17 protein-coding genes are annotated in these 20,913 nt (G+C 61.8%); 11 read left to right on the forward strand and 6 right to left on the reverse strand.

Going from position 1 to position 20,913, the window contains the following annotated elements; translation table 11 throughout:
- Nucleotides 1-38: 38 nt before the first annotated feature.
- From PCOSP_RS06430 to gap, 6 genes are all read right to left on the reverse strand, one after another.
- The gene (locus PCOSP_RS06430) at nucleotides 39-443 is read right to left on the reverse strand and encodes a YbaN family protein (RefSeq protein WP_464710583.1); all 405 of its coding nucleotides are present in this window, start codon (nucleotides 441-443) and stop codon (nucleotides 39-41) included.
- Between the two features lie 171 nt (nucleotides 444-614).
- Nucleotides 615-1,205, reverse strand: a complete 591-nt coding sequence (locus PCOSP_RS06435) for a biliverdin-producing heme oxygenase (RefSeq protein WP_464710584.1) — start codon at nucleotides 1,203-1,205, stop codon at nucleotides 615-617.
- Nucleotides 1,206-1,368: 163 nt separating this feature from the next.
- Nucleotides 1,369-3,960 (reverse strand): TonB-dependent receptor, encoded by a 2,592-nt coding sequence (locus PCOSP_RS06440; RefSeq protein ID WP_464710585.1) that lies wholly within the window; start codon nucleotides 3,958-3,960, stop codon nucleotides 1,369-1,371.
- 119 nt (nucleotides 3,961-4,079) lie between these two features.
- Complete coding sequence (locus PCOSP_RS06445) at nucleotides 4,080-4,985, reverse strand: FecR family protein (protein WP_217505853.1); 906 nt, start codon at nucleotides 4,983-4,985, stop codon at nucleotides 4,080-4,082.
- A 165-nt stretch (nucleotides 4,986-5,150) separates the two neighbouring features.
- Nucleotides 5,151-5,669, reverse strand: a complete 519-nt coding sequence (locus tag PCOSP_RS06450) for an RNA polymerase sigma factor (protein ID WP_139647573.1) — start codon at nucleotides 5,667-5,669, stop codon at nucleotides 5,151-5,153.
- Between the two features lie 203 nt (nucleotides 5,670-5,872).
- A complete protein-coding gene (gene gap / locus PCOSP_RS06455) occupies nucleotides 5,873-6,874 on the reverse strand; it encodes a type I glyceraldehyde-3-phosphate dehydrogenase (RefSeq protein WP_041022917.1) in 1,002 nt (333 codons plus the stop codon).
- A gap of 229 nt (nucleotides 6,875-7,103) precedes the next feature.
- Here gap and edd point away from each other — a divergent pair, with 229 nt between their 5' ends.
- From edd to PCOSP_RS06510, 11 genes are all read left to right on the forward strand, one after another.
- On the forward strand, nucleotides 7,104-8,930 hold the full coding sequence (gene edd / locus PCOSP_RS06460) for a phosphogluconate dehydratase (protein WP_139647576.1): 1,827 nt from the start codon (nucleotides 7,104-7,106) through the stop codon (nucleotides 8,928-8,930).
- The gene (locus PCOSP_RS06465) at nucleotides 8,927-9,883 is read left to right on the forward strand and encodes a glucokinase (RefSeq protein ID WP_464710588.1); all 957 of its coding nucleotides are present in this window, start codon (nucleotides 8,927-8,929) and stop codon (nucleotides 9,881-9,883) included. The genes edd and PCOSP_RS06465 overlap by 4 nt, the downstream gene beginning before the upstream one ends.
- 178 nt (nucleotides 9,884-10,061) lie before the next feature.
- Complete coding sequence (locus tag PCOSP_RS06470; protein WP_139647580.1) at nucleotides 10,062-10,793, forward strand: response regulator; 732 nt, start codon at nucleotides 10,062-10,064, stop codon at nucleotides 10,791-10,793.
- Nucleotides 10,783-12,252, forward strand: a complete 1,470-nt coding sequence (locus tag PCOSP_RS06475) for an ATP-binding protein (protein WP_139647582.1) — start codon at nucleotides 10,783-10,785, stop codon at nucleotides 12,250-12,252. Before PCOSP_RS06470 ends, PCOSP_RS06475 begins: the two co-directional genes overlap by 11 nt.
- A gap of 233 nt (nucleotides 12,253-12,485) precedes the next feature.
- The gene (locus tag PCOSP_RS06480; RefSeq protein ID WP_464710589.1) at nucleotides 12,486-13,745 is read left to right on the forward strand and encodes a D-mannose isomerase; all 1,260 of its coding nucleotides are present in this window, start codon (nucleotides 12,486-12,488) and stop codon (nucleotides 13,743-13,745) included.
- 115 nt (nucleotides 13,746-13,860) lie between these two features.
- Nucleotides 13,861-15,147, forward strand: coding sequence for an ABC transporter substrate-binding protein (locus PCOSP_RS06485; RefSeq protein ID WP_175386005.1), 1,287 nt, complete (start codon nucleotides 13,861-13,863; stop codon nucleotides 15,145-15,147).
- Between the two features lie 173 nt (nucleotides 15,148-15,320).
- Nucleotides 15,321-16,229, forward strand: a complete 909-nt coding sequence (locus PCOSP_RS06490) for a carbohydrate ABC transporter permease (protein ID WP_139647588.1) — start codon at nucleotides 15,321-15,323, stop codon at nucleotides 16,227-16,229.
- Entirely contained in the window at nucleotides 16,222-17,067 is an 846-nt protein-coding gene (locus PCOSP_RS06495) for a carbohydrate ABC transporter permease (RefSeq protein WP_041023872.1), read from the forward strand. Before PCOSP_RS06490 ends, PCOSP_RS06495 begins: the two co-directional genes overlap by 8 nt.
- A gap of 2 nt (nucleotides 17,068-17,069) precedes the next feature.
- Entirely contained in the window at nucleotides 17,070-18,230 is a 1,161-nt protein-coding gene (locus tag PCOSP_RS06500; protein ID WP_139647590.1) for an ABC transporter ATP-binding protein, read from the forward strand.
- 228 nt (nucleotides 18,231-18,458) lie between these two features.
- Nucleotides 18,459-19,805 (forward strand): carbohydrate porin, encoded by a 1,347-nt coding sequence (locus PCOSP_RS06505; protein ID WP_464710592.1) that lies wholly within the window; start codon nucleotides 18,459-18,461, stop codon nucleotides 19,803-19,805.
- Nucleotides 19,806-20,057: 252 nt separating this feature from the next.
- On the forward strand, nucleotides 20,058-20,912 hold the full coding sequence (locus tag PCOSP_RS06510) for a D-hexose-6-phosphate mutarotase (protein WP_175363764.1): 855 nt from the start codon (nucleotides 20,058-20,060) through the stop codon (nucleotides 20,910-20,912).
- The last annotated feature ends 1 nt before the right edge of the window (nucleotide 20,913 follow it).

Consider the following 20,913-nt stretch of genomic DNA (forward strand, 5'->3'; position numbering starts at 1 on the left):
CCTCCGGGTGTGAGAGGCCGAGCATAGATCAAAACGGTTTATTCAGGCGTTCGCGCTGTTGCCGGTTCCCTTGCCTCGGGACGGGACCAGATCCACAGGTTGCCTGCGCCCATGCCCATCATGGCCAGGTAAACCGGCCAGCCATGATTGAGTGTCGCCAGCATCAGTACGGCACAGAACAGCATGCCGAGGGTTGCGCCGATCTTGGCCCGACGCGGGATTACCTTGCCGTTGCGCCAGTTGTACAGCATCGGCCCGAACAGCCGATGGCTCTCCAGCCAGGCACTCAGGCGCGGCGAACTGCGAGTCGCGGCCCAGGCGGCCAGCAGGATGAACTCGGTCGTCGGCAGGCCGGGCACGACGATGGCGACCAGACCGATGGCGAGGCTTGTGTAGGCGAGCAGACCGAAGAGCAATCGGGCGGTTTTGGAGGGTGGATTCATCGTCACCTTTCAAACATGCACATATCTCCGTGGGAGCGAGCCTGTGGGAGCAAAGCTTGCTCGCGATGAACGAAACACGGTCAATGGATTGAGGCGTCTTCATCGCGAGCAAGCTTTGCTCCCACACAGTGCTCGCTCCCACAAGGGAAGGGGTGATCCAGATGTCAGTGTTCAGGCTAGCTCAGCGGCGTAGGCCTGTTCCAGCAACACCGTAAATCGGTTGAAGGCATCCAGCGCGCCTTTGTCCGCTTCGGCTTCCTGCTGTTCGGTGAGGACCACTGCGTCGAGGATACGGGTGAAGGTCTTCCAGCCTTCGGCGCGGCCGCCCGCCGGTTCGGCCAGGTGGCGGGCACCGAAGGCTTCGCTCAGCCCCAGGCCTATTGCCCGCTTGATCAGGAATGCCGCGCCCAGTTTCGAGCCTTCCGAGACGAACAACCAGCCCAGGGCCTCGGCCATGGTTGGGTTGTCCAGCGCACCGGCCACCGGGGCCGGGACATCGGTATCCAGGTCCGCCAGGTCGGCCTTGGCCGCTTCGGCCCGGCAGCGGGCCGGCAGGTCGGGGATCAGGGCGGACAGCTGCGCGTCGTTGTACAGCGCCACCAGTTCCGACTGGAACAGGTACTGGGCGACGACGAAACGGGCAAAGCTGGCCGGGCTGTCGAACGGGGCGTGGGCCTTGACCAGGGCGTCGAGCTTGCCGTGGGGCTCGTGGGTGATCTGGTTGAGGCGTTGGGAGCGTGAGGTGAAGCGTTGGGGGCTCATGAAAATTCCTTGAGTGAAAGTAGGTCGCTGTTGTGGCGAGGGGCACCACTGTGGGAGCAAGGCTTGCCCGCGATGCAGACGATGCGGTCCTTCAGAAATCGAGGCGCCCGTATCGCGAGCAAGCTTTGCTCCCACCTATGAACTGTTTGCTGTGGTCAGCGGATCAGATATCCCAGATCAGGTTGACCGCGAAGTTGCGTCCCGGCGCTGTCAGGCGATCGAGGTTGGCGGGGCTCAGCACGGCCGCTTCGCCGACGCTGTCGTAGCCACGCACGTCATCCCACAGCCAATACTTTTTGTCGGTGAGGTTGTAGAGGCCACCGCTGACGGTAATGTCCTGGGTCACCTTGTAGAAACCGGTCAGGTCGAGGATCCCGAACCCGGGTGTCTTGAACTGGCTGCTGACGCCATCCGGTGAGTTGAAGTTGCTGTCGTCGACGCGGTTTTTCTTCCTGACCAGGGTCCAGGTGAGCAAGCTGCCGTAGTCGTCTTGTTCGTAACCCAGGCCGAACACGCCGGTCAGCGGGTTGACGCTGTTGATCGGCTGGCCAGTGTCGTCGTTGCGACCGTAGGCGTAGGCCACCGAACCCTGGGTGTAGAGGCCCTGGGGCGCACCCAATACGTCCAGCTCCAGACGACCCTTGAGCTCGGCGCCCTTGATGGTGGCGTGCTTGATGTTGTTGCTCTGGAAGGTCAATTGATCGGCGCCGGGGGTGATGGCGTCTTCGTTGATGAAGTCGCGGTACTTGTTGTAGAACACCGCCACGTCGAACGAACCGGAGTCGAAACGGCCACGCAAGCCGGTCTCGTAGCTTTTGCTTTTTTCCGGTTCCAGGTTGGGGTTGGGTTCCACGCTGTAGCCGACGTCGGGGTTATCGAAACGGCCGTACAGGGCCTTGGCGGTCGGGGTGCGGAAACCTTCGGCGTACTGGCCGTACCCGGTGTACTGGTCGGTAAAGGCGTAGGTCAGGCCGAACTTGGGTGAGAAGCGATGCCAGGTCTTGTTGCTGTCGCTGACCTGGCCACCGCCGGTCGGGTCGACGGTGTCGAGAAACGCCTGGGTGAGGTGCGGCTTGAGCTGGGTGTAGTCGTAGCGCAGGCCCGGGGTGAAGGTCCACTTGTCCCAACTGATCTGGTCCTGGGCGAACAGGCTGTAGGTGTTGATGGTCGGGTCCGGGAAGTCGCTGGCTTTTGCCAGTACGTCTCGGGTGCTGATGGCACCGACGGCGGAACACCCCACGCCGACCGCCAGGCACACCCCATTGCCACTGCGCGAGCCGGTGACTTTCTGTTGCTTGATCGTGGTGCCGTAGGTCAGTGCGTGATCGGTGTCGGCGAGGCTGAAGGCCTTGTCCAGTTGTGCGTCGAAGACCCATTGCTTGTCTTCGTAGAGGGTTTCGCGGGTGCGCAGGACCCGACGGGTGATCGGGAAGTAGAATTCGGCGGTGCTCTCGTCGGTCTTGGCGATCTGGTGATTCAGGCTCCACTTGATGTTGTCGGCCAGCAGGCTGTCGAGGGCGAAGCTGTGCTCCAGGCCGAAACGCTCACGGGTGACGGTGTCGTTGCCGGTGCGCCACTGATACATGCCGCCCGGCAGGATGCTGGTGGGAATGGCCGGCTGGCCGTTGGAGAAGGGGCCTCCGTAGGCACTTTTCAGATCGGTGTCGCGATCATCCTTGTACTTCTCGTAGACCAGGCCCAGGCGGGCGTCATCGTTGTAGTGCCAACCGAGTTTGGCCAATACATTGCTGGCGCGCACGTCCTCAGGGTTGGCTGCGGTGCGGTCCAGTCCGGTGCCGTTGTGGCTGCCGTAGGATTCGGTTTCATGGCCGTCGCGCTGGCTGTAGTGCAGCAGGCCGTCGAATGCCCCACTGCGGCCGGCGACGGTGGCGGATTTGAGCCAGCTTTCGTCGGCGGAGCTGTAGCCGGTCTTCAACCGGGCACCGACGTCCTGGCCGGGCTTGATGATGTCATCCGGATCCAGGGTGAAATAGCTGACAGCGCCGCCAATGGCGTTGCTGCCATAGAGCACCGACGCCGGACCGCGGAGGATTTCCACGCGTTTGATGATTTCCGGGTCGACGTAGTTGCGCTGGGTCTTGGCGTAGGGACCGTTGAAGAAACCGTCGGGAATTGCCACGCCGTCGACCTGGGTCAGGATCCGGTTGCCGTCGATACCGCGGATGTTGTAGCCGCTGATGCCGCCGCGCTGGCCCGCGCCACCCACCGACACGCCGGGCTCGTAGCGCACCAGATCCTTGAGGGTGTTGATGTTGTTGCGGTCCAGTGCCTGGCGATCATGGACGCTGACGGTGCTCGGTACGCCGCTGATGTCCTGCTCCTGGCGGGTGGCGCTGATGGTCATCTGTTGCAGGTTCACCACGTTGCCGGCGCTGCGTTTCTCCAGGACGATGCTGTTGTTGCCCAGCTTGCGGTAGCTCAGGTTGGTTCCCGTCAGCAGGCGTTCCAGGGCTTTCTCCGGTGGCAACGAGCCGTTGACGCCGGGCGACGCGACACCTTCGGCCAGCTCGGCCGGCAGACCCACTTGCCAGCCCGTGACGGCTGTAAACGCATTCAGGGCCGAAACCAGTGGCTGTTGGGCGATGGCGAAGGTGTAGTCGCCGATGTTGCGCGCAGGTGGTTGTGTCGCGGCGGCCAGGGCGGCGGGCGCGATGCCGGCCATGAGGATGGCGGCGGTCAGCAACGACAGCGTTCGGGAAGGGGCGAGGAACCTGCAGGTAAGGCGAGAGGACATCGATAGCGCTCCGTGTCGCATCTGTTATAGGTGCAGATTGGCATCGATAGATGCGAATCAATTGCATTGGCTATAACGAGACGAATCAGCGAAGGCTATCGAGTAAAAATAATTCTCATTTAGTTCAGGATCACCAGTGCCGGGAATTCCTGAAGCTGCGAAGACGTGATGTGAGCCAGGGAGCGAACCACGTCCAGCGGCTGGTCGAGGCGGTAATTACCCGTCACCGCGACTTGGGCCAACTGCTCGTTGCGGTTGATGATCCAGCCCGGATAGTAGCGCCGCAGTTCGGCCAGGACCTGGCTCAGCGGCCGGTTCTCGAACACCAGCCGACCCTGGACCCAGGCCAGGTCGGTGCTGGCGTCGAGCGGGGCCGGGCGGTCGAAGCCGTTGGGGCCGATGCGGATGCTTTCCCCGGCCGAGAGCCGGACATGGGTGTCGTTGCGGTTGGCCCGCAGGTCCACATCGCCGCGCTGGACCTGGACCTGGGCCACACCGTCGAGGTAGCGCACCGCGAATGTGGTGTTGCTGACACTGGCGGTGACCGGCCCTGCGTCGATCTCCAGTGGCAGGCTGCGAGTGTCGGGCACCTCGAAAAACGCCTCGCCCTTGTACAGCCGGGCCACATGGCGCTGTTCGTTGAACGTGCTGGAAAACGCCGAATCGGTGTTGAGCAGGACCTTGGAGCCGTCTTCCAACTGCAGGCGCTGGCGCTCACCGACCACCGTCAGGTGATCGGCCTGGAAACGCAGGGGCAGGTCGCTGAAATTGAACAGGCCGAGAAACAGCACGGCAGCGGTGGCCAGGGGTTTCCAGTGGGCGCGCAAGCGTGACAATGCGCCCACTCTGGGAGCGGCCTGGAGCCGCCGGGCACTCTCCTTCACGTGCGGGCCATTCCAGAGGGTCTGGGCCCTGAGAAACGCTTCGCCGTGGCGAGGGTCGGCCGCCAGCCAGACCTGGAATTGCCGGGCCTGCTCCTGGCTGGGGTTGTCCAGCAGGATCAGCCAGTCCAGCGCCTGCTCCATGGCATGGGCGGTGTCCTGGGCTGATGCAGACTCGGGAGCGTGGTGATTATCCGTCACGGTGGTTCCTCGCAGTGTCTTTGCACGGCTGTTTCAAATCCGGAAACCTAGACTAGCAGGATCGGCCAACGCAATCGGCGCCGCCCTGTAGAGGTGTACTGGCGGACATCAGCCGATGTCCAAGCGTTCTGCCACGCCGATACAGATCGCCATGATCAGTTTCAGTTCCTTTTGCACGGTACTCAGGGACACGCCCAGCTCTGCGGCGATGTCCTGATAACCATGCCCATGCAAGCGGCTGAGAATGAAAATCTGTTGTTGACGCGGGCTCAGTGCTTGCAGGCTGATGTTGAGGCGCTCGAGCATCTGTTCGGCATGGGCGGCGTCCTCGGCGCTGCTCTGGGGCGCGACCACGTTGTGGACGACGTCCAGGGGGACGTCGTCCACAACGGTCCGGGACTGCATGCGCCGGGCACGCAAGTGATCCCGCGCCAGGTTGCGGGCGGTCTGGAAGACAAAGGGTTCGAGGTGCTCGACTGTGCGTTCACCCAATGCGCGGGAGACGCGCAAATAGGTTTCCTGGAGCAGGTCTTCGGCGGTGCTGGGGTTGTTGACCATGCGCTCGAGGGTGCGCAGCAGAGGGGTGCGCTGGGCGAGGAAGACGTGGTGAAAGCGCGATTGACTCACGGTAAGGCCCGATCCGGTAAGAGTAAATGATAATGCTTATCATCTGCTCTGTAGGTCAAGCCCGGATTTCATCACTACCCCAAAACCACTGTGGGAGCGAGCCCGCTCGCGATAACGGTGTGCCAGTCGACGAAAGTGCTGACTGACACGCCGCTTTCGCGAGCAGCCTCGCTCCCACAAAAGCGTTCAACGGCTATGCCCGGTTACTCGGCGTTGCACAACGCCAGGCAGTTATCGAGCATGCGGTTGGAGAAGCCCCACTCGTTGTCATACCAGGCCAGTACCTTGAGCAGCTTGCCGCTGACCTTGGTGTGGTTGGCGTCGAAGATCGACGACAGCGGGTTGTGGTTGAAGTCACTGGAGACCAGCGGCAGGGTGTTGTAGCCGAGGATCTTCGAATGTTGGCTGGCCTGGCGCAGCAGTTCGTTGACTTCTTCGGCCGACGCTTCGCGCTTGAGCTGTACGGTGAGGTCCACCAGGGACACGTTGATCACCGGCACACGCACGGCCATGCCGGTCAGCTTGCCCGCCAGTTCCGGCAGTACCAGGCCCACCGCTTCGGCGGCACCGGTCTTGCTCGGGATCATGTTCTGGGTGGCCGAACGGGCGCGGTACGGGTCGGTGTGGTAGACGTCGGTCAGGTTCTGGTCGTTGGTGTAGGCATGGATGGTAGTCATCAGGCCACTTTCGATGCCCAGCTCGCGATGCAGTACCTGGGCCACCGGGGCCAGGCAGTTGGTGGTGCACGAAGCGTTGGAGATGATCTGGTGGGACTGGCGCAGGATGTCGTGGTTCACGCCATACACCACGGTGGCGTCGGCACCCTTGGCCGGGGCCGAGATGATCACCTTGCGGGCGCCGGCGCTGATATGGGCGGCGGCCTTGGCGCGGTCGGTGAACAGCCCGGTGCACTCGAACACCACGTCGATCTTCTCGGCGGCCCAGGGCAGTTCGGCCGGGTTGCGGATGGCGCTGACCGCGATGCGGTCGCCATTGACCGTCAGGCTTTCGTTATCGTGCTGCACCTCGGCATCGAACGTGCCATGGACGGTGTCGTACTTGAGCAGATGAGCATTGATCGCGCTGTCACCCAGGTCGTTGATGGCGACGATCTGCAAGTCGCGACGATAGCCTTGGGTATACAGTGCACGGAGGACGTTGCGGCCGATGCGGCCAAAACCATTGATTGCGATTCGAAGAGTCATTAACTGCGCCGCCGTCGTTTTGTTGTTGGAATTACAAGATTATTCGCATAAAAATAGAAAACAAGCCTTTTTGATGGCAATATTTTGTTTTATCTACAACGAGTGACCTGAATCAACTGGTCCGATTGGTCAAAAACCGTTTGTCGCCTTCTCTGTCACGGGGGGCGCAGCCGGTTCTGACCAGCATAGACAATCAGGTCGCCACACCCGTTAGCCTGGAGTTCTACACATGCATCCCCGCGTTCTTGAGGTCACCGAACGGCTTATCGCCCGCAGCCGCGCCACGCGTCAGGCTTACCTTGCATTGATCCGCGGTGCTGCCAGCGACGGTCCGATGCGCGGCAAGTTGCAATGCGCCAACTTCGCCCATGGCGTGGCCGGTTGCGGCAGCGAAGACAAGCATCACCTGCGGATGATGAACGCCGCCAACATCGCCATCGTGTCGTCCTATAACGACATGCTCTCGGCCCACCAGCCCTACGAAACCTTCCCGGAACAGATCAAGAAAGCCTTACGCGAGATCGGCTCGGTCGGCCAGTTCGCGGGCGGCACGCCGGCCATGTGCGACGGCGTCACCCAGGGCGAGGCGGGGATGGAACTGAGCCTGCCGAGTCGCGAAGTGATCGCGATGTCCACGGCGGTGGCGTTGTCCCACAACATGTTCGACGGCGCGTTGATGCTCGGCATCTGCGACAAGATCGTCCCGGGCCTGATGATGGGCGCGCTGCGCTTCGGTCACCTGCCGACGATTTTCGTGCCCGGCGGGCCGATGGTTTCCGGCATCTCCAACAAGGAAAAGGCTGATGTGCGCCAGCGTTACGCCGAGGGCAAGGCCACTCGCGAAGAGCTGTTGGAATCGGAGATGAAGTCCTACCACAGCCCTGGCACATGCACCTTCTACGGCACCGCGAACACCAACCAGCTGTTGATGGAAGTGATGGGCCTGCACTTGCCGGGCGCCTCGTTCGTCAACCCGAACACCCCGCTGCGCGATGCCCTGACTCGCGAAGCGGCGTTCCAGGTGACGCGCATGACCAAGCAGAGCGGCAACTTCATGCCCATCGGCGAAATCGTCGACGAACGCTCGCTGGTCAACTCCATCGTCGCGCTGCACGCCACCGGCGGCTCGACCAACCACACCTTGCACATGCCGGCCATCGCCATGGCGGCGGGCATCCAGCTGACCTGGCAGGACATGGCCGACCTCTCCGAGGTGGTGCCGACCCTGAGTCACGTCTACCCGAACGGCAAGGCCGACATCAACCACTTCCAGGCGGCGGGCGGCATGTCGTTCCTGATCCGCGAACTGCTGGAAGCCGGCCTGCTCCACGAAAACGTCAACACCGTGCTCGGTCACGGCCTGAGCCGCTATACCCAGGAACCGTTCCTGGAGAATGGCGAGCTGGTGTGGCGCGACGGCCCGATCGAAAGTCTCGACGAAAACATCCTGCGCCCGGTGGCCCGTGCATTTTCGCCGGAAGGCGGCTTGCGGGTGATGGAAGGCAACCTGGGCCGTGGCGTGATGAAAGTCTCCGCTGTTGCCCTGGAGAACCAGATCGTCGAAGCACCGGCCATGGTCTTCCAGGACCAGCAAGACCTGGCGGATGCGTTCAAGGCCGGGCTGCTGGAGAAGGATTTTGTCGCGGTGATGCGCTTCCAGGGCCCGCGCTCCAACGGCATGCCGGAGCTGCACAAGATGACCCCGTTCCTCGGTTCGCTACAGGATCGCGGTTTCAAAGTGGCGTTGGTGACCGACGGGCGCATGTCCGGCGCCTCGGGGAAAATCCCGGCGGCGATCCACGTCAGCCCCGAAGCTTATGTCGGCGGCGCGTTGGCCCGAGTGCAGGAGGGCGATATCATCCGCGTCGACGGCGTCAAAGGCACCTTGGAATTGAAGGTGGACGCCGAGGAATTCGCCGCACGCGAACCGGCCAAGGGCCTGTTGGGCAACAACATCGGTACCGGTCGCGAACTGTTCGGTTTCATGCGCATGGCCTTCAGCTCGGCAGAGCAGGGCGCCAGCGCCTTCACGGCTGCACTGGAGACGATTAATTGAAACTGGCCCTGGTCGGTGACATCGGTGGGACCAATGCGCGCTTCGCGTTGTGGAAGAACCACAACCTGGAGAACGTCCAGGTGCTGGCGACGGCGGATTACGCCTGCCCTGAAGATGCCATCAAGGTGTACCTGAGTGGCATGGGCCTGGAGCGCGGTGCCATCGGTTCGGTGTGCCTGTCGGTGGCCGGCCCGGTGTCGGGTGATCTGTTTCGTTTCACCAACAACCACTGGCGCCTGAGCAACCTGGCGTTCTGCAAGACCCTGCAGGTAGAGAAGCTGTTGCTGGTCAACGACTTCTCGGCCATGGCCCTGGGCATGACCCGTTTGCGTCCCGATGAGTACCGGGTCGTGTGCGAAGGCACCCCGGAGCCGATGCGTCCGGCGGTGGTGATCGGGCCGGGCACGGGGCTGGGCGTCGGTACATTGCTGGATCTGGGTGAAGGCCGCTTTGCGGCGTTGCCGGGGGAGGGTGGCCATGTCGACCTGCCGATGAGCAGCCCGCGGGAAACCCAGCTCTGGCAGCACATCTACAACGAGATCGGTCACGTCAGTGCCGAAACCGCCTTGAGCGGCAGCGGCTTGCCCCGGGTGTACCGGGCGATCTGCGCGGTGGACGGGCATGAACCCGTGCTCGATACCCCCGAATCCATTACCGCCGCAGGCCTGGCCGGTGACCCTATCGCCCTGGAAGTGCTGGAGCAATTCTGCCGCTGGTTGGGGCGCGTGGCCGGCAACAACGTACTGACGGTGGGCGGTCGAGGTGGTGTATACATCGTCGGCGGGGTGATTCCCCGGTTTGCCGATTTCTTCCTCGAAAGTGGCTTCGCCCGCTGCTTCGCTGACAAAGGTTGCATGAGCGATTACTTCAAGGGCATTCCGGTCTGGCTGGTCACCGCACCGTACTCTGGCCTGATGGGCGCGGGCGTGGCGTTGGAGCAATCGGCCAGCTGAAATGCAGTCCCCCCTGTGGGAGCGAGCCTGCTCGCGATAGCGGAGTCTCAGCCACCTGTTCGGCGCCTGACACTCCGCTATCGCGAGCAGGCTCGCTCCCACAAAGGACCTGTGGTGTTTATAGGCTTTCTCCATCAGGCATAATCCGCACTAATCCAAACAACAAGGACGCGGCCCCGTGAGTTCAGTAAACAAATCGATTTTGTTGGTCGACGACGACCAGGAGATTCGCGAGCTGCTGGACACTTACCTCAGTCGTGCGGGGTTCCAGGTGCGGACCACGCCCGACGGAGCCGGGTTTCGCCAGGCATTGAACGAGGCGCCGAGCGATCTGGTGATCCTCGACGTGATGCTACCCGACGAAGACGGCTTCAGCCTGTGCCGCTGGGTTCGCCAACACCCGCGCCAGGCCCATGTGCCGATCATTATGCTCACCGCCAGTTCCGACGAGGCCGACCGGGTCATCGGCCTGGAGCTGGGAGCCGATGACTACCTCGGCAAGCCGTTCAGCCCCCGTGAATTGCAGGCGCGCATCAAGGCCCTGTTGCGCCGGGCACAGTTCGGCCAGGAACGCTCCGGCGGCGAGGTGCTGGCCTTCGACGAGTGGCGGCTGGACATGGTCAGTCATCGGCTGTTCCACACCGACGGTGAGGAAGTGATCCTCTCCGGCGCCGATTTCGCCCTGCTCAAACTGTTTCTCGATCATCCCCAGGAAATCCTCGACCGCGACACCATCGGCAACGCCACCCGGGGTCGGGAACTGATGCCCCTGGACCGGATTGTCGACATGGCGGTCAGTCGCCTGCGCCAGCGCCTGCGTGACACCGACAAGCCACCACGGCTGATCCGTACGGTGCGCGGCAGTGGTTATCAATTGGCGGCCAATGTGGTTGCCAGCAATGGGCATTGACTGGGCCAGGAAAATCGCCCGACGGGTGCCGGTGCCGCGCTCGCTGCTCGGAAGGATGTTGTTGCTGACCTTGCTGGTGGTGTTGTTCGCCCAGACATTGTCCAGCGTCATTTGGGTGTCGCAACTGCGCGCCACGCAGCTCGAAGGTTTGGTCACCAGCGCCCGCAGCCTCGCCCATTCGATGACGGCCAGCGTCAGCTACCTGCGTTCGCTGCCGGTGGCGTACCGGCCGCTGGTGCTGGACCAACTGCGCAGCATGGGGGGGACGCGGTTTGTCGTCACGCTCAACGACAAGCCCCTGGGCATGGATGTGCTGCCGGTCACGCCGCGCAAGCTGGCAGTGCTCAAGGCAGTGGACGAAGTGCTGCGCAAGTCCCTGGGCAATAACACGGATATTTCCGTCACCTTCGTCAGCCCCGATGATCTGCGGATTTTCAACGGCGGGCTGAAGCTTGACGAGTTGCCACGCTCGTGGGCGCACTATGCCTTGACACTTGAACCTGTGAACCCGCCGGTGCTGGTCACGCAGATCCAGATGGCGCCAGGTGAATGGTTGTACATCGCCTCGCTATTGCCTGAACCCTACACCAGCCTCGAAGAACAGGACCTGCCGAAGCAACAGGTCGGCTTCATCGTGCTCACCAGCAGCCTGTTACTGCTGTTCATCGGTTTACTCGTGCACTGGCAGAGCCGGCCGCTCAAGCGCCTGGCCCGGGCGGCCCGGGACATGTCCCTGGGCGCCGAAGTGGAGCCGGTGGCCGAGGGAGGCGGCAGCGAAGTGGTGGAGGTGGGCCGGGCATTCAATGCCATGCGTGAGCGCATCAGCCGCTACCTGACCGAGCGTAGCCAGTTGTTCAGCGCGATTTCCCATGACCTGCGCACGCCGATCACCCGCCTGCGGCTGCGGGTCGAGCTGCTGGAGGATGAGAACCTGCAAGCCAAGTTCGGCCGCGATCTGGACGAGTTGGAGTTGCTGGTCAAAGGGGCGCTGCAATGCGTCAAGGACACCGACATCCACGAAAACATCGAGCCGGTGGACCTCAACCATGTGCTCGATTGCCTGGTGGAGCCTTACCTTGCCCCCAACGGCAATGGCCGTGTCACCCAGGATGGCCGGGCGCTGGCGCCGTATCCCGGCAAGCCGCTGGCCCTCAAGCGCTGCATCGGCAACCTGATCGACAATGCCTTGAAGTACGGGCAGAACGCCCACCTGCACATCGACGACGATGAAACCGCGTTTGTCCTGCATGTCGATGATGAGGGGCCGGGGGTGCCGGAGCAGCGTCTCGAGCAGGTTTTCGAGCCACACTTCCGTCTGGCCGGACAGCAGCAGGGATATGGCCTGGGGCTGGGTATCGCCCGCAACATCGCCCACAGTCATGGGGGGGAAGTGAGCTTGCAGAATCTGCGCGAGGGCGGGTTGCGGGTGACGTTGCAACTGCCTCGCAGTGTTGATTAGCGAGACCGCGTTATCGTTCATCGCGAGCAGGCTCGCTCCCACAAGAGCACTGCGGCGTTCACAATTTCTGTGTCCACCATCGAACCCTGTGGGAGCGAGCCTGCTCGCGATGGCGCCAGTCGTCTCACCTGTTTTGTAACAGGCTGGTGACATAACTCGTCCCTTTCGTTACCTGCCCGCCGTCATCCCTTGTTTAGACTCCCTGCGTCAAAACAACAAAAAAGGTACGCCTGATGGACTCCTTCCAACCGGCCTTCAGCAGTTGGCTGAACGCCCCTGCCCACCAGCAATGGCTCGCCGCCGAAGGCCTGCGGTTGCTGGCGTTCGCCAAGGCGTCGAAGGTGCCGGACGGTTTCGGCAACCTGGACGAGCGCGGTTGCCTGCCGACCGGGGCCCGGGCTGAAACCATGAACACCGCCCGCATGACCCACAGCTTCGCCATGGCTCACGCCCAGGGCCTGCCGGGTTTCGCCGAACTGGTGGACCACGGCATCCAGGCCCTCAGCGGCCCCTTGCGCGACGCCGAATACGGTGGCTGGTTTGCCACGACGCAACCCCATGAAGACGACACCGGCAAGGCCGCCTACCTGCATGCCTTCGTGGCCCTGGCCGCCAGTTCCGCCGTGGTGGCCCAGCGCCCCGGCGCCCAGGCGCTGCTGGACGAGGCGGTGCGGGTCATCGACGGGCATTTCTGGAGCGAGGAAGAAGGCGCCCTGCGCGAGTCCTTCAACCGTGACTGGAGCGTCGAGGAAGCCTATCGCGGCGCCAACAGCAACATGCACGCCACCGAGGCCTTCCTGGCCCTGGCCGATGTCACCGACGATCCGCGCTGGCTCGCTCGCGCGTTGCGCATCGTCGAACGTGTGATCCACGGCCACGCGGCGGCCAACGATTATCTGGTGGTGGAGCATTTCGACCGCCAATGGCAGCCGCTGCGCGAATACAACCACGACAATCCCGCCGATGGCTTTCGTCCGTATGGCACCACGCCGGGCCACGGTTTCGAGTGGGCCCGCCTGCTCTTGCACCTCGAAGCGGCGCGCGTGCGGATCGGCATGCTGACCCCGGGCTGGCTGGTCCAGGATGCGCAGAAACTGTTCGAACAGAACTGCCGTCACGGCTGGGACGTCGATGGCGCGCCTGGCATTGTCTATACGCTGGATTGGGACAATCGCGCGGTGGTCCGCCATCGCCTGCACTGGGTCCATGCCGAAGCGGCCGCCGCTGCCAGTGCCTTGCTCAAGCGCACCGACGAGGCGCAGTACGAAACCTGGTACCGGTGCTTCTGGGAGTTTTGCGAGAAGCACTTCATCGACCGGTGCAACGGCAGTTGGCACCACGAACTCGATCCGCAGAATCGCCCCAGTGCCGATATCTGGCCCGGCAAGCCGGACCTGTATCACGCCTGGCAGGCGGTGCTGATTCCACGCCTGCCCCTGGCGCCGAGCATGGCCTCGGCCCTGGCGCAATTTCCCGTTCCGGCGGCCATGTAACCAAGTTGTGACACTTACGCATCCCTTCGTTACCTGCGAAGGGAATACCCCTGATTAGAATCCATGCAGCGCAAGCCACAGACTTGCATGCATAACAACAAAAAAAGGTACTCAGATGAACGCGATTAATCGCCTCGCAGTTGCTGTTTCCATTGCCTCGTTGTTTCCCCTCAGTGCTTTTGCCGCCGACTCGAAAGGGACGGTCGAAGTGGTGCATTGGTGGACCTCGGGTGGTGAGAAGGCGGCTGTTGATGTCCTGAAGGCCCAAGTCGAGAAGGACGGTTTTACCTGGAAAGACGGTGCCGTTGCCGGCGGTGGTGGTGCCACGGCCATGACCGTGCTGAAAAGCCGCGCGGTTGCCGGCAACCCGCCAGGCGTTGCCCAGATCAAGGGCCCGGACATCCAGGAATGGGCTTCCACCGGACTGCTCGACAGCGACGTTCTCAAGGACGTTGCCAAAGAAGAGAAGTGGGACTCCCTTCTCGACAAGAAAGTCTCCGATACCGTGAAGTACGACGGCGATTACGTGGCCGTGCCGGTGAACATCCACCGCGTCAACTGGCTGTGGATCAACCCGGAAGTCTTCAAGAAAGCCGGCATCACGAAAAACCCGACCACCCTCGAAGAGTTCTATGCCGCTGGCGACAAGCTGAAGGCCGCGGGCTTCATTCCGCTCGCCCACGGTGGCCAGCCTTGGCAGGACAGCACCGTGTTCGAAGCCGTGGTGCTGTCGGTCATGGGGGCTGATGGCTACAAGAAAGCTCTGGTCGACCTGGACAACGCTGCGCTGACCGGTCCTGAAATGGTCAAGGCGCTGACCGAACTGAAGAAAGTCGCCACCTACATGGATGCGGACGGCAAGGGCCAGGACTGGAACCTCGAAGCGGCCAAGGTCATCAACGGCAAGGCCGGCATGCAGATCATGGGTGACTGGGCCAAGAGCGAGTGGACCGCGGCCAAGAAAGTCGCCGGCAAGGATTACGAATGCGTAGCCTTCCCGGGTACCGACAAGGCCTTCACCTACAACATCGACTCCCTGGCGGTGTTCAAGCAGAAAGACAAGGGCACTTCTGCTGGTCAGCAGGACATTGCCAAGGTCGTGCTGGGTGAGAACTTCCAGAAGGTCTTCAGCATCAACAAAGGTTCGATCCCGGTTCGTAATGACATGTTGAAGGACATGGGCAAGTACGGTTTCGACTCCTGTGCCCAGACCGCTGCCAAGGACTTCCTGGCCGATGCCACGACCGGCGGCTTGCAGCCGAGCATGGCGCACAACATGGCGACCACATTGGCGGTACAAGGCGCGTTCTTTGACGTGGTGACCAACTACATCAACGACCCGAGTGCCAACCCTGCCGACACTGCCAAGAAACTCGGCGCTGCGGTCAAGTCCGCCAAGTAACGGTTAATACCTGGATCCCTGGGAGCGAGCCTGTAGGAGCGAAGCTTGCTCGCGATGAACGATAACGCGGTCCGTCGAAAGACCGAGGCGTTTTCATCGCGAGCAAGCTCGGCTCCCACACAGGCGGCTCCCGCAAGGGATGTCACTGTAGTTTTCAAGTAGTGGATTTCCCCATGAGCTCTGTTGCTGTGTTCAGCAAAGCCTCGCCGTTCGATGCACTGCAGCGCTGGCTTCCCAAACTGGTGCTGGCGCCCAGCATGTTCATCGTCCTGGTGGGCTTTTATGGCTACATCCTGTGGACGTTTGTTCTCTCGTTCACCAACTCGACGTTTCTGCCCTCCTACAAATGGGCCGGCCTGGCGCAATACGCTCGGTTGTTCGACAACGACCGCTGGTGGGTCGCGAGCAAGAACCTCGCGGTGTTCGGTGGCATGTTCATTGGCATCACCCTGGTGATCGGCGTGCTGCTGGCGGTATTTCTCGACCAGCGTATCCGTCGTGAAGGCTTCATCCGCACCATTTATCTGTACCCGATGGCGCTCTCCATGATCGTGACCGGTACCGCCTGGAAATGGCTGCTCAACCCGGGCATGGGCCTGGACAAACTGCTGCGTGACTGGGGTTGGGAAGGCTTTCGCCTGGACTGGCTGATCGATCCGGATCGCGTGGTGTATTGCCTGGTGATTGCCGCCGTGTGGCAAGCCTCGGGCTTCATCATGGCGATGTTCCTGGCCGGCCTGCGGGGTGTCGATCAATCGATCATCCGCGCTGCGCAGATCGATGGCGCGAGCATGCCCAGAATCTACTGGAAAGTGGTCCTGCCGAGTCTGCGTCCGGTGTTCTTCAGCGCCGTCATGATCCTGGCGCACATCGCGATCAAGAGTTTCGACCTGGTGGCGGCCATGACGGCCGGTGGGCCTGGCTATTCGTCCGACCTGCCCGCCATGTTCATGTATTCCTTCACCTTCAGCCGCGGCCAGATGGGCATGGGCTCGGCCAGTGCGATCCTGATGCTCGGTGCGATCCTCGCGATCATCGTGCCTTACCTGTATTCCGAGCTGAGGACCAAGCGTCATGACTAGTCTCGCCACCAAACCTGGCATCAGCCTGAGTCGCATCGCGATCTACACGGTGCTGATCCTCGCCGTACTGCTTTACCTGGTTCCGCTTGTGGTCATGCTGTTGACCAGCTTCAAGACCCCGGAAGATATCAGCACCGGTAACCTGTTGAGCTGGCCGACCGTGGTCAGCGGCATCGGCTGGGTCAAGGCCTGGGCAACGGTCAACGGTTACTTCTGGAACTCGATCAAGATCACCGTTCCGGCAGTGCTGATTTCCACCGCTATCGGTGCACTGAACGGCTACGTCCTGTCGATGTGGCGCTTCCGCGGTTCGCAGCTGTTCTTCGGGCTGTTGCTGTTCGGCTGCTTCCTGCCGTTCCAGACCGTACTGCTGCCGGCCTCGTTCACCCTCGGCAAGATGGGCCTGGCCAGCACCACCACTGGCCTGGTGTTCGTGCACGTGGTGTACGGCCTGGCGTTTACCACGCTGTTCTTCCGCAACTACTACGTCAGCATCCCTGACGCGTTGGTGAAGGCGGCGCGCCTGGACGGTGCGGGTTTCTTCACCATCTTCCGCATGATCATCCTGCCGATGTCGACGCCGATCATCATGGTCTGCCTGATCTGGCAGTTCACGCAGATCTGGAACGACTTCCTGTTCGGCGTGGTGTTTTCCAGCGGCGATTCGCAGCCCATTACGGTGGCGCTGAACAACCTGGTCAACACCAGCACCGGGGCCAAGGAATATAACGTTGATATGGCGGCGGCGATGATCGCTGGGCTGCCGACCCTGCTGGTCTATGTGGTCGCAGGCAAGTATTTCGTGCGCGGGCTGACGGCCGGCGCAGTCAAGGGGTAATCATGGCAACGCTCGAACTTCGCAATGTAAACAAGACCTACGGCGCCGGCTTGCCCGACACCCTGAAGAACATCGAACTGTCGATCAAGGACGGTGAGTTCCTGATCCTGGTCGGGCCTTCGGGCTGCGGCAAGTCGACCCTCATGAATTGCATCGCCGGCCTGGAAAACATCACTGGCGGCGCGATCATGATCGGCGACCAGGACGTCAGCGGAATGAGCCCCAAGGATCGCGACATCGCCATGGTGTTCCAGTCCTATGCGCTCTACCCGACCATGAGCGTGCGCGAGAATATCGAATTCGGCCTGAAGATCCGCAAGATGCCGCAATCGGCCATCGACGAGGAAGTGGCCCGGGTCGCCAAGCTGTTGCAGATCGAACACCTGCTCAATCGCAAGCCCGGCCAGCTCTCCGGTGGCCAGCAGCAACGCGTGGCCATGGGCCGTGCCTTGGCGCGGCGGCCGAAGATCTACCTGTTTGACGAACCACTGTCCAACCTCGACGCCAAGCTGCGGGTCGAGATGCGCACCGAAATGAAACTGATGCACCAGCGCCTGAAGACCACCACGGTCTATGTGACCCACGACCAGATCGAGGCCATGACCCTGGGCGACAAAGTGGCGGTGATGAAGGACGGGATCATCCAGCAGTTCGGCACGCCGAAAGACATCTACACCAACCCGGCCAACCTGTTCGTGGCGAGCTTCATCGGTTCGCCGCCGATGAACTTCATTCCCCTGCGCCTGCAACGCAAGGAAGGTCGCCTGGTGGCGCTGCTCGACAGTGGCCAGGCCCGTTGCGAGTTGCCGTTGGGCATGCAGGACGCCGGTCTGGAAGATCGCGAAGTGATTCTTGGCATGCGTCCGGAACAGATCGTACTGGCCGGCAGCGAGCCGAACGGTTTGCCGACCATCCGTGCCGAAGTCCAGGTCACCGAGCCCACCGGCCCGGACACCCTGGTATTTGTCAGTCTAAATGACACCAAGGTTTGCTGCCGCCTGGCTCCGGACGCGGCTCCGCAGGCCGGTGAGACGATGACGCTTCAGTTTGATCCGCAAAAAGTATTACTATTTGATGCGCAGACGGGTGAGCGCCTGGGTGTGGCTGGTCAGACGCAAGCCGAAGGGCGCGCGCCGAACGTGGCGCAGTTCAAAGGCCGGTGAAGAGCAAATGTGAGAGTGAGCCTGTGGGAGCAAAGCTTGCTCGCGAAGAACGATAACGCGGTCATTCAAAAGACCGAGGCGTTTTCATCGCGAGCAAGCTCATCTCCCACCCAGGCTCGCTCCCACAAAAAGAAGTATGCGGTGGGTGGGGGACTGCCCACCGCAATCGTTGTAAGCGCGTTAGAAAAAATAAAAACAGTCAATAACAATAAGACGAGGAATGTAGGGATGAAGAAGAAAAACAATGCCCAGCTTATCTGCCAGTTATCAGCCGTTGCGGCGATGATGCTGGCCGGTAGCGCACATGCTGCCGACGCATTCAGCGCCGACTCGCAGTGGATGACGGGTGACTGGGGTGGTGAACGGACCAAGCTGATCGAGCAGGGTATCGACATCAAGGCCGACTATGTCGGTGAAGTGGGTGGCAACCTGCATGGTGGCTACAACAACGACAAGACCGCGCGTTACTCCGACCAGTTCGGTCTGGGCGTGGCACTGGACCTGCAAAAGCTGTGGGGCTGGGATAACACCCAGGCCAAGATCCAGTTGACCAACCGTAACGGCGAAAACATTTCCAACGACCGTGTCGGCGACCCGCGTGCCGGCACCTTGAGCTCCTCCCAGGAAGTCTACGGCCGTGGCCACATGGTCCGTCTGACCCAACTGTGGATCAAGCACCAGTTCCTCGACGGCAAGCTGGACGTCAAGGCTGGTTACTTCGGCGAAGGCGAAGACTTCAATACCTTCCCTTGCGAATTCCAGAACCTGGCGTTCTGCGGCTCCCAAGTGGGTAACTGGGCCACCGGTATCTGGTACAACTGGCCAGTCATGCAGGCTGCGCTGCGCGTGAAGTACAACATCACGCCTGAGTTCTACGCGCAGATCGGTGCCTACAACCAGAACCCTTCGCAGCTGGAACACGGCAACGGCTTCAAGCTCAGCGGCAGTGGTACCAAGGGCACCGTGATCCCGGTCGAGCTGGTCTGGTCGCCGAAGGTCAACAGCCTGCCGGGTGAATACCGTGTCGGTTACTACAAGAGCACGGCCGATGCCAACGACGTCCGTGAAGACGACAATGGCGATGACGCTGCAACCACCGGCAATGCCTACCGCAGTCACAACAGCAAGCACGGCTACTGGTTCGTGGCGCAGCAACAACTCACCACCCACAACGGTGACGCGTCCCGCGGCCTGAACATCGCAGCCAACGCGACTTTCCATGACAAGGACACCAACGTCGTCGACAACTACCAGTCGTTGATGTTCGTGTACAAGGGGCCGTTCGATGCCCGTCCTAAAGATGACATCGGCATCGGTTTCTCCCGTATCCATGTCAACGAGGACGTGAAGAAAAACGCCGAACTGACCAACGCTGCCAATGGTGTGACCGATTACAACGACCCACTGTTCGCGCCGCTGCGTAGCACCGAGTACAACTACGAGCTCAACTACGGTGTTCACGTCACCAACTGGCTGACCGTACGTCCCAACCTGCAATACATCACCCACCCAGGTGGTGTGGATGAAGTGGACAACGCGCTGGTGGCCGGCCTGAAAATTCAGTCGGTGTTCTAACGTTGTTGCGATAAGCTCCTCTCTATGTGCGCATATTTGCGGACGGCCAAGGCTGTCCGCTTTTTTTTGGGATGTTCCCGCGTTGAGAGGTCATTTGTGGGAGCAAGGCTTGCCCGCGATGAAGCTGAATGCGCTTTGCCCAAGAACCGAGGCGCCTGTGTCGCGAGCAAGCTTTGCTCCCACAGCAGGCTCCCTCGCCATAGAAACGCGCTGTACCCGTTGAGTATTGAATGATTTCCAGGACCGCGGCCCATGCATGAGCATCCGCTACAACGCTTTTTCAGATCCTTGCGCGAGCGCCCGGTGTTTGCGTGGGAGCGCTATCGGCAGCGCGATGTGCTGGTGATCGACCATCCGCTGTGCCAGGCGGTGTTCAGTCGCCAGGGCGCGCAGTTGCTGCACTTCCAACCCCGTGGGCAGAAGCCCTGGTTGTGGTGTGCGGCGAAATGGCCCCAGGTCGGGGCGATACGGGGTGGGGTGCCGGTGTGCTGGCCGTGGTATGGCCGTCATCCGAGCGAAAACGCCTGGCCGTCCCATGGTTGGGCGCGGCTGATCGACTGGAAGTTGCTGGACAGCCGCAGCGACGACGATGGCGTGCATTTGCATTGGCAATTGCAGTTGTGCGACTGGCAGGTGGACTTGCACGCGGACCTTGGCGAACGCATGGAGCTACGCTTGAGCACCGAGCATCAAGACAGCCTGCCGTGCCAGTTGAGCCAGGCTTTGCATGCCTATTGGCGTATTGGTGACGTCGGTGAGATAGCGCTGTCTGGGCTTGAAGGCGCGCAAGGTTACGACCATCTGAACCGTGCGGTGTGCCAGCAGGAAGGCGAGTTGCGGGTCGAAGGCGGCTGCCAGCGGGTGTTCCAGCACGAAGGCGAATTGCAGCTCAAGGACCACGCCTGGCAGCGAGCGCTGTGCATCGATACCGGCGACAGCGCCGACACAGTGGTGTGGCATCCCGGTACCCGGCCGTTGCTGGGGGTGAGCTGGGATGAAGTCAGTGAGTTTGTCTGCGTCGAAGCGGCCAGCGGCGGCACCGACAGCCTGTGCCTGGCGCCAGGGGAGCGGGCGCACCTGAGTCTGCAGGCGCGGGTGGGGGCATAGT

Source organism: Pseudomonas sp. MAFF 730105, assembly GCF_055380705.1.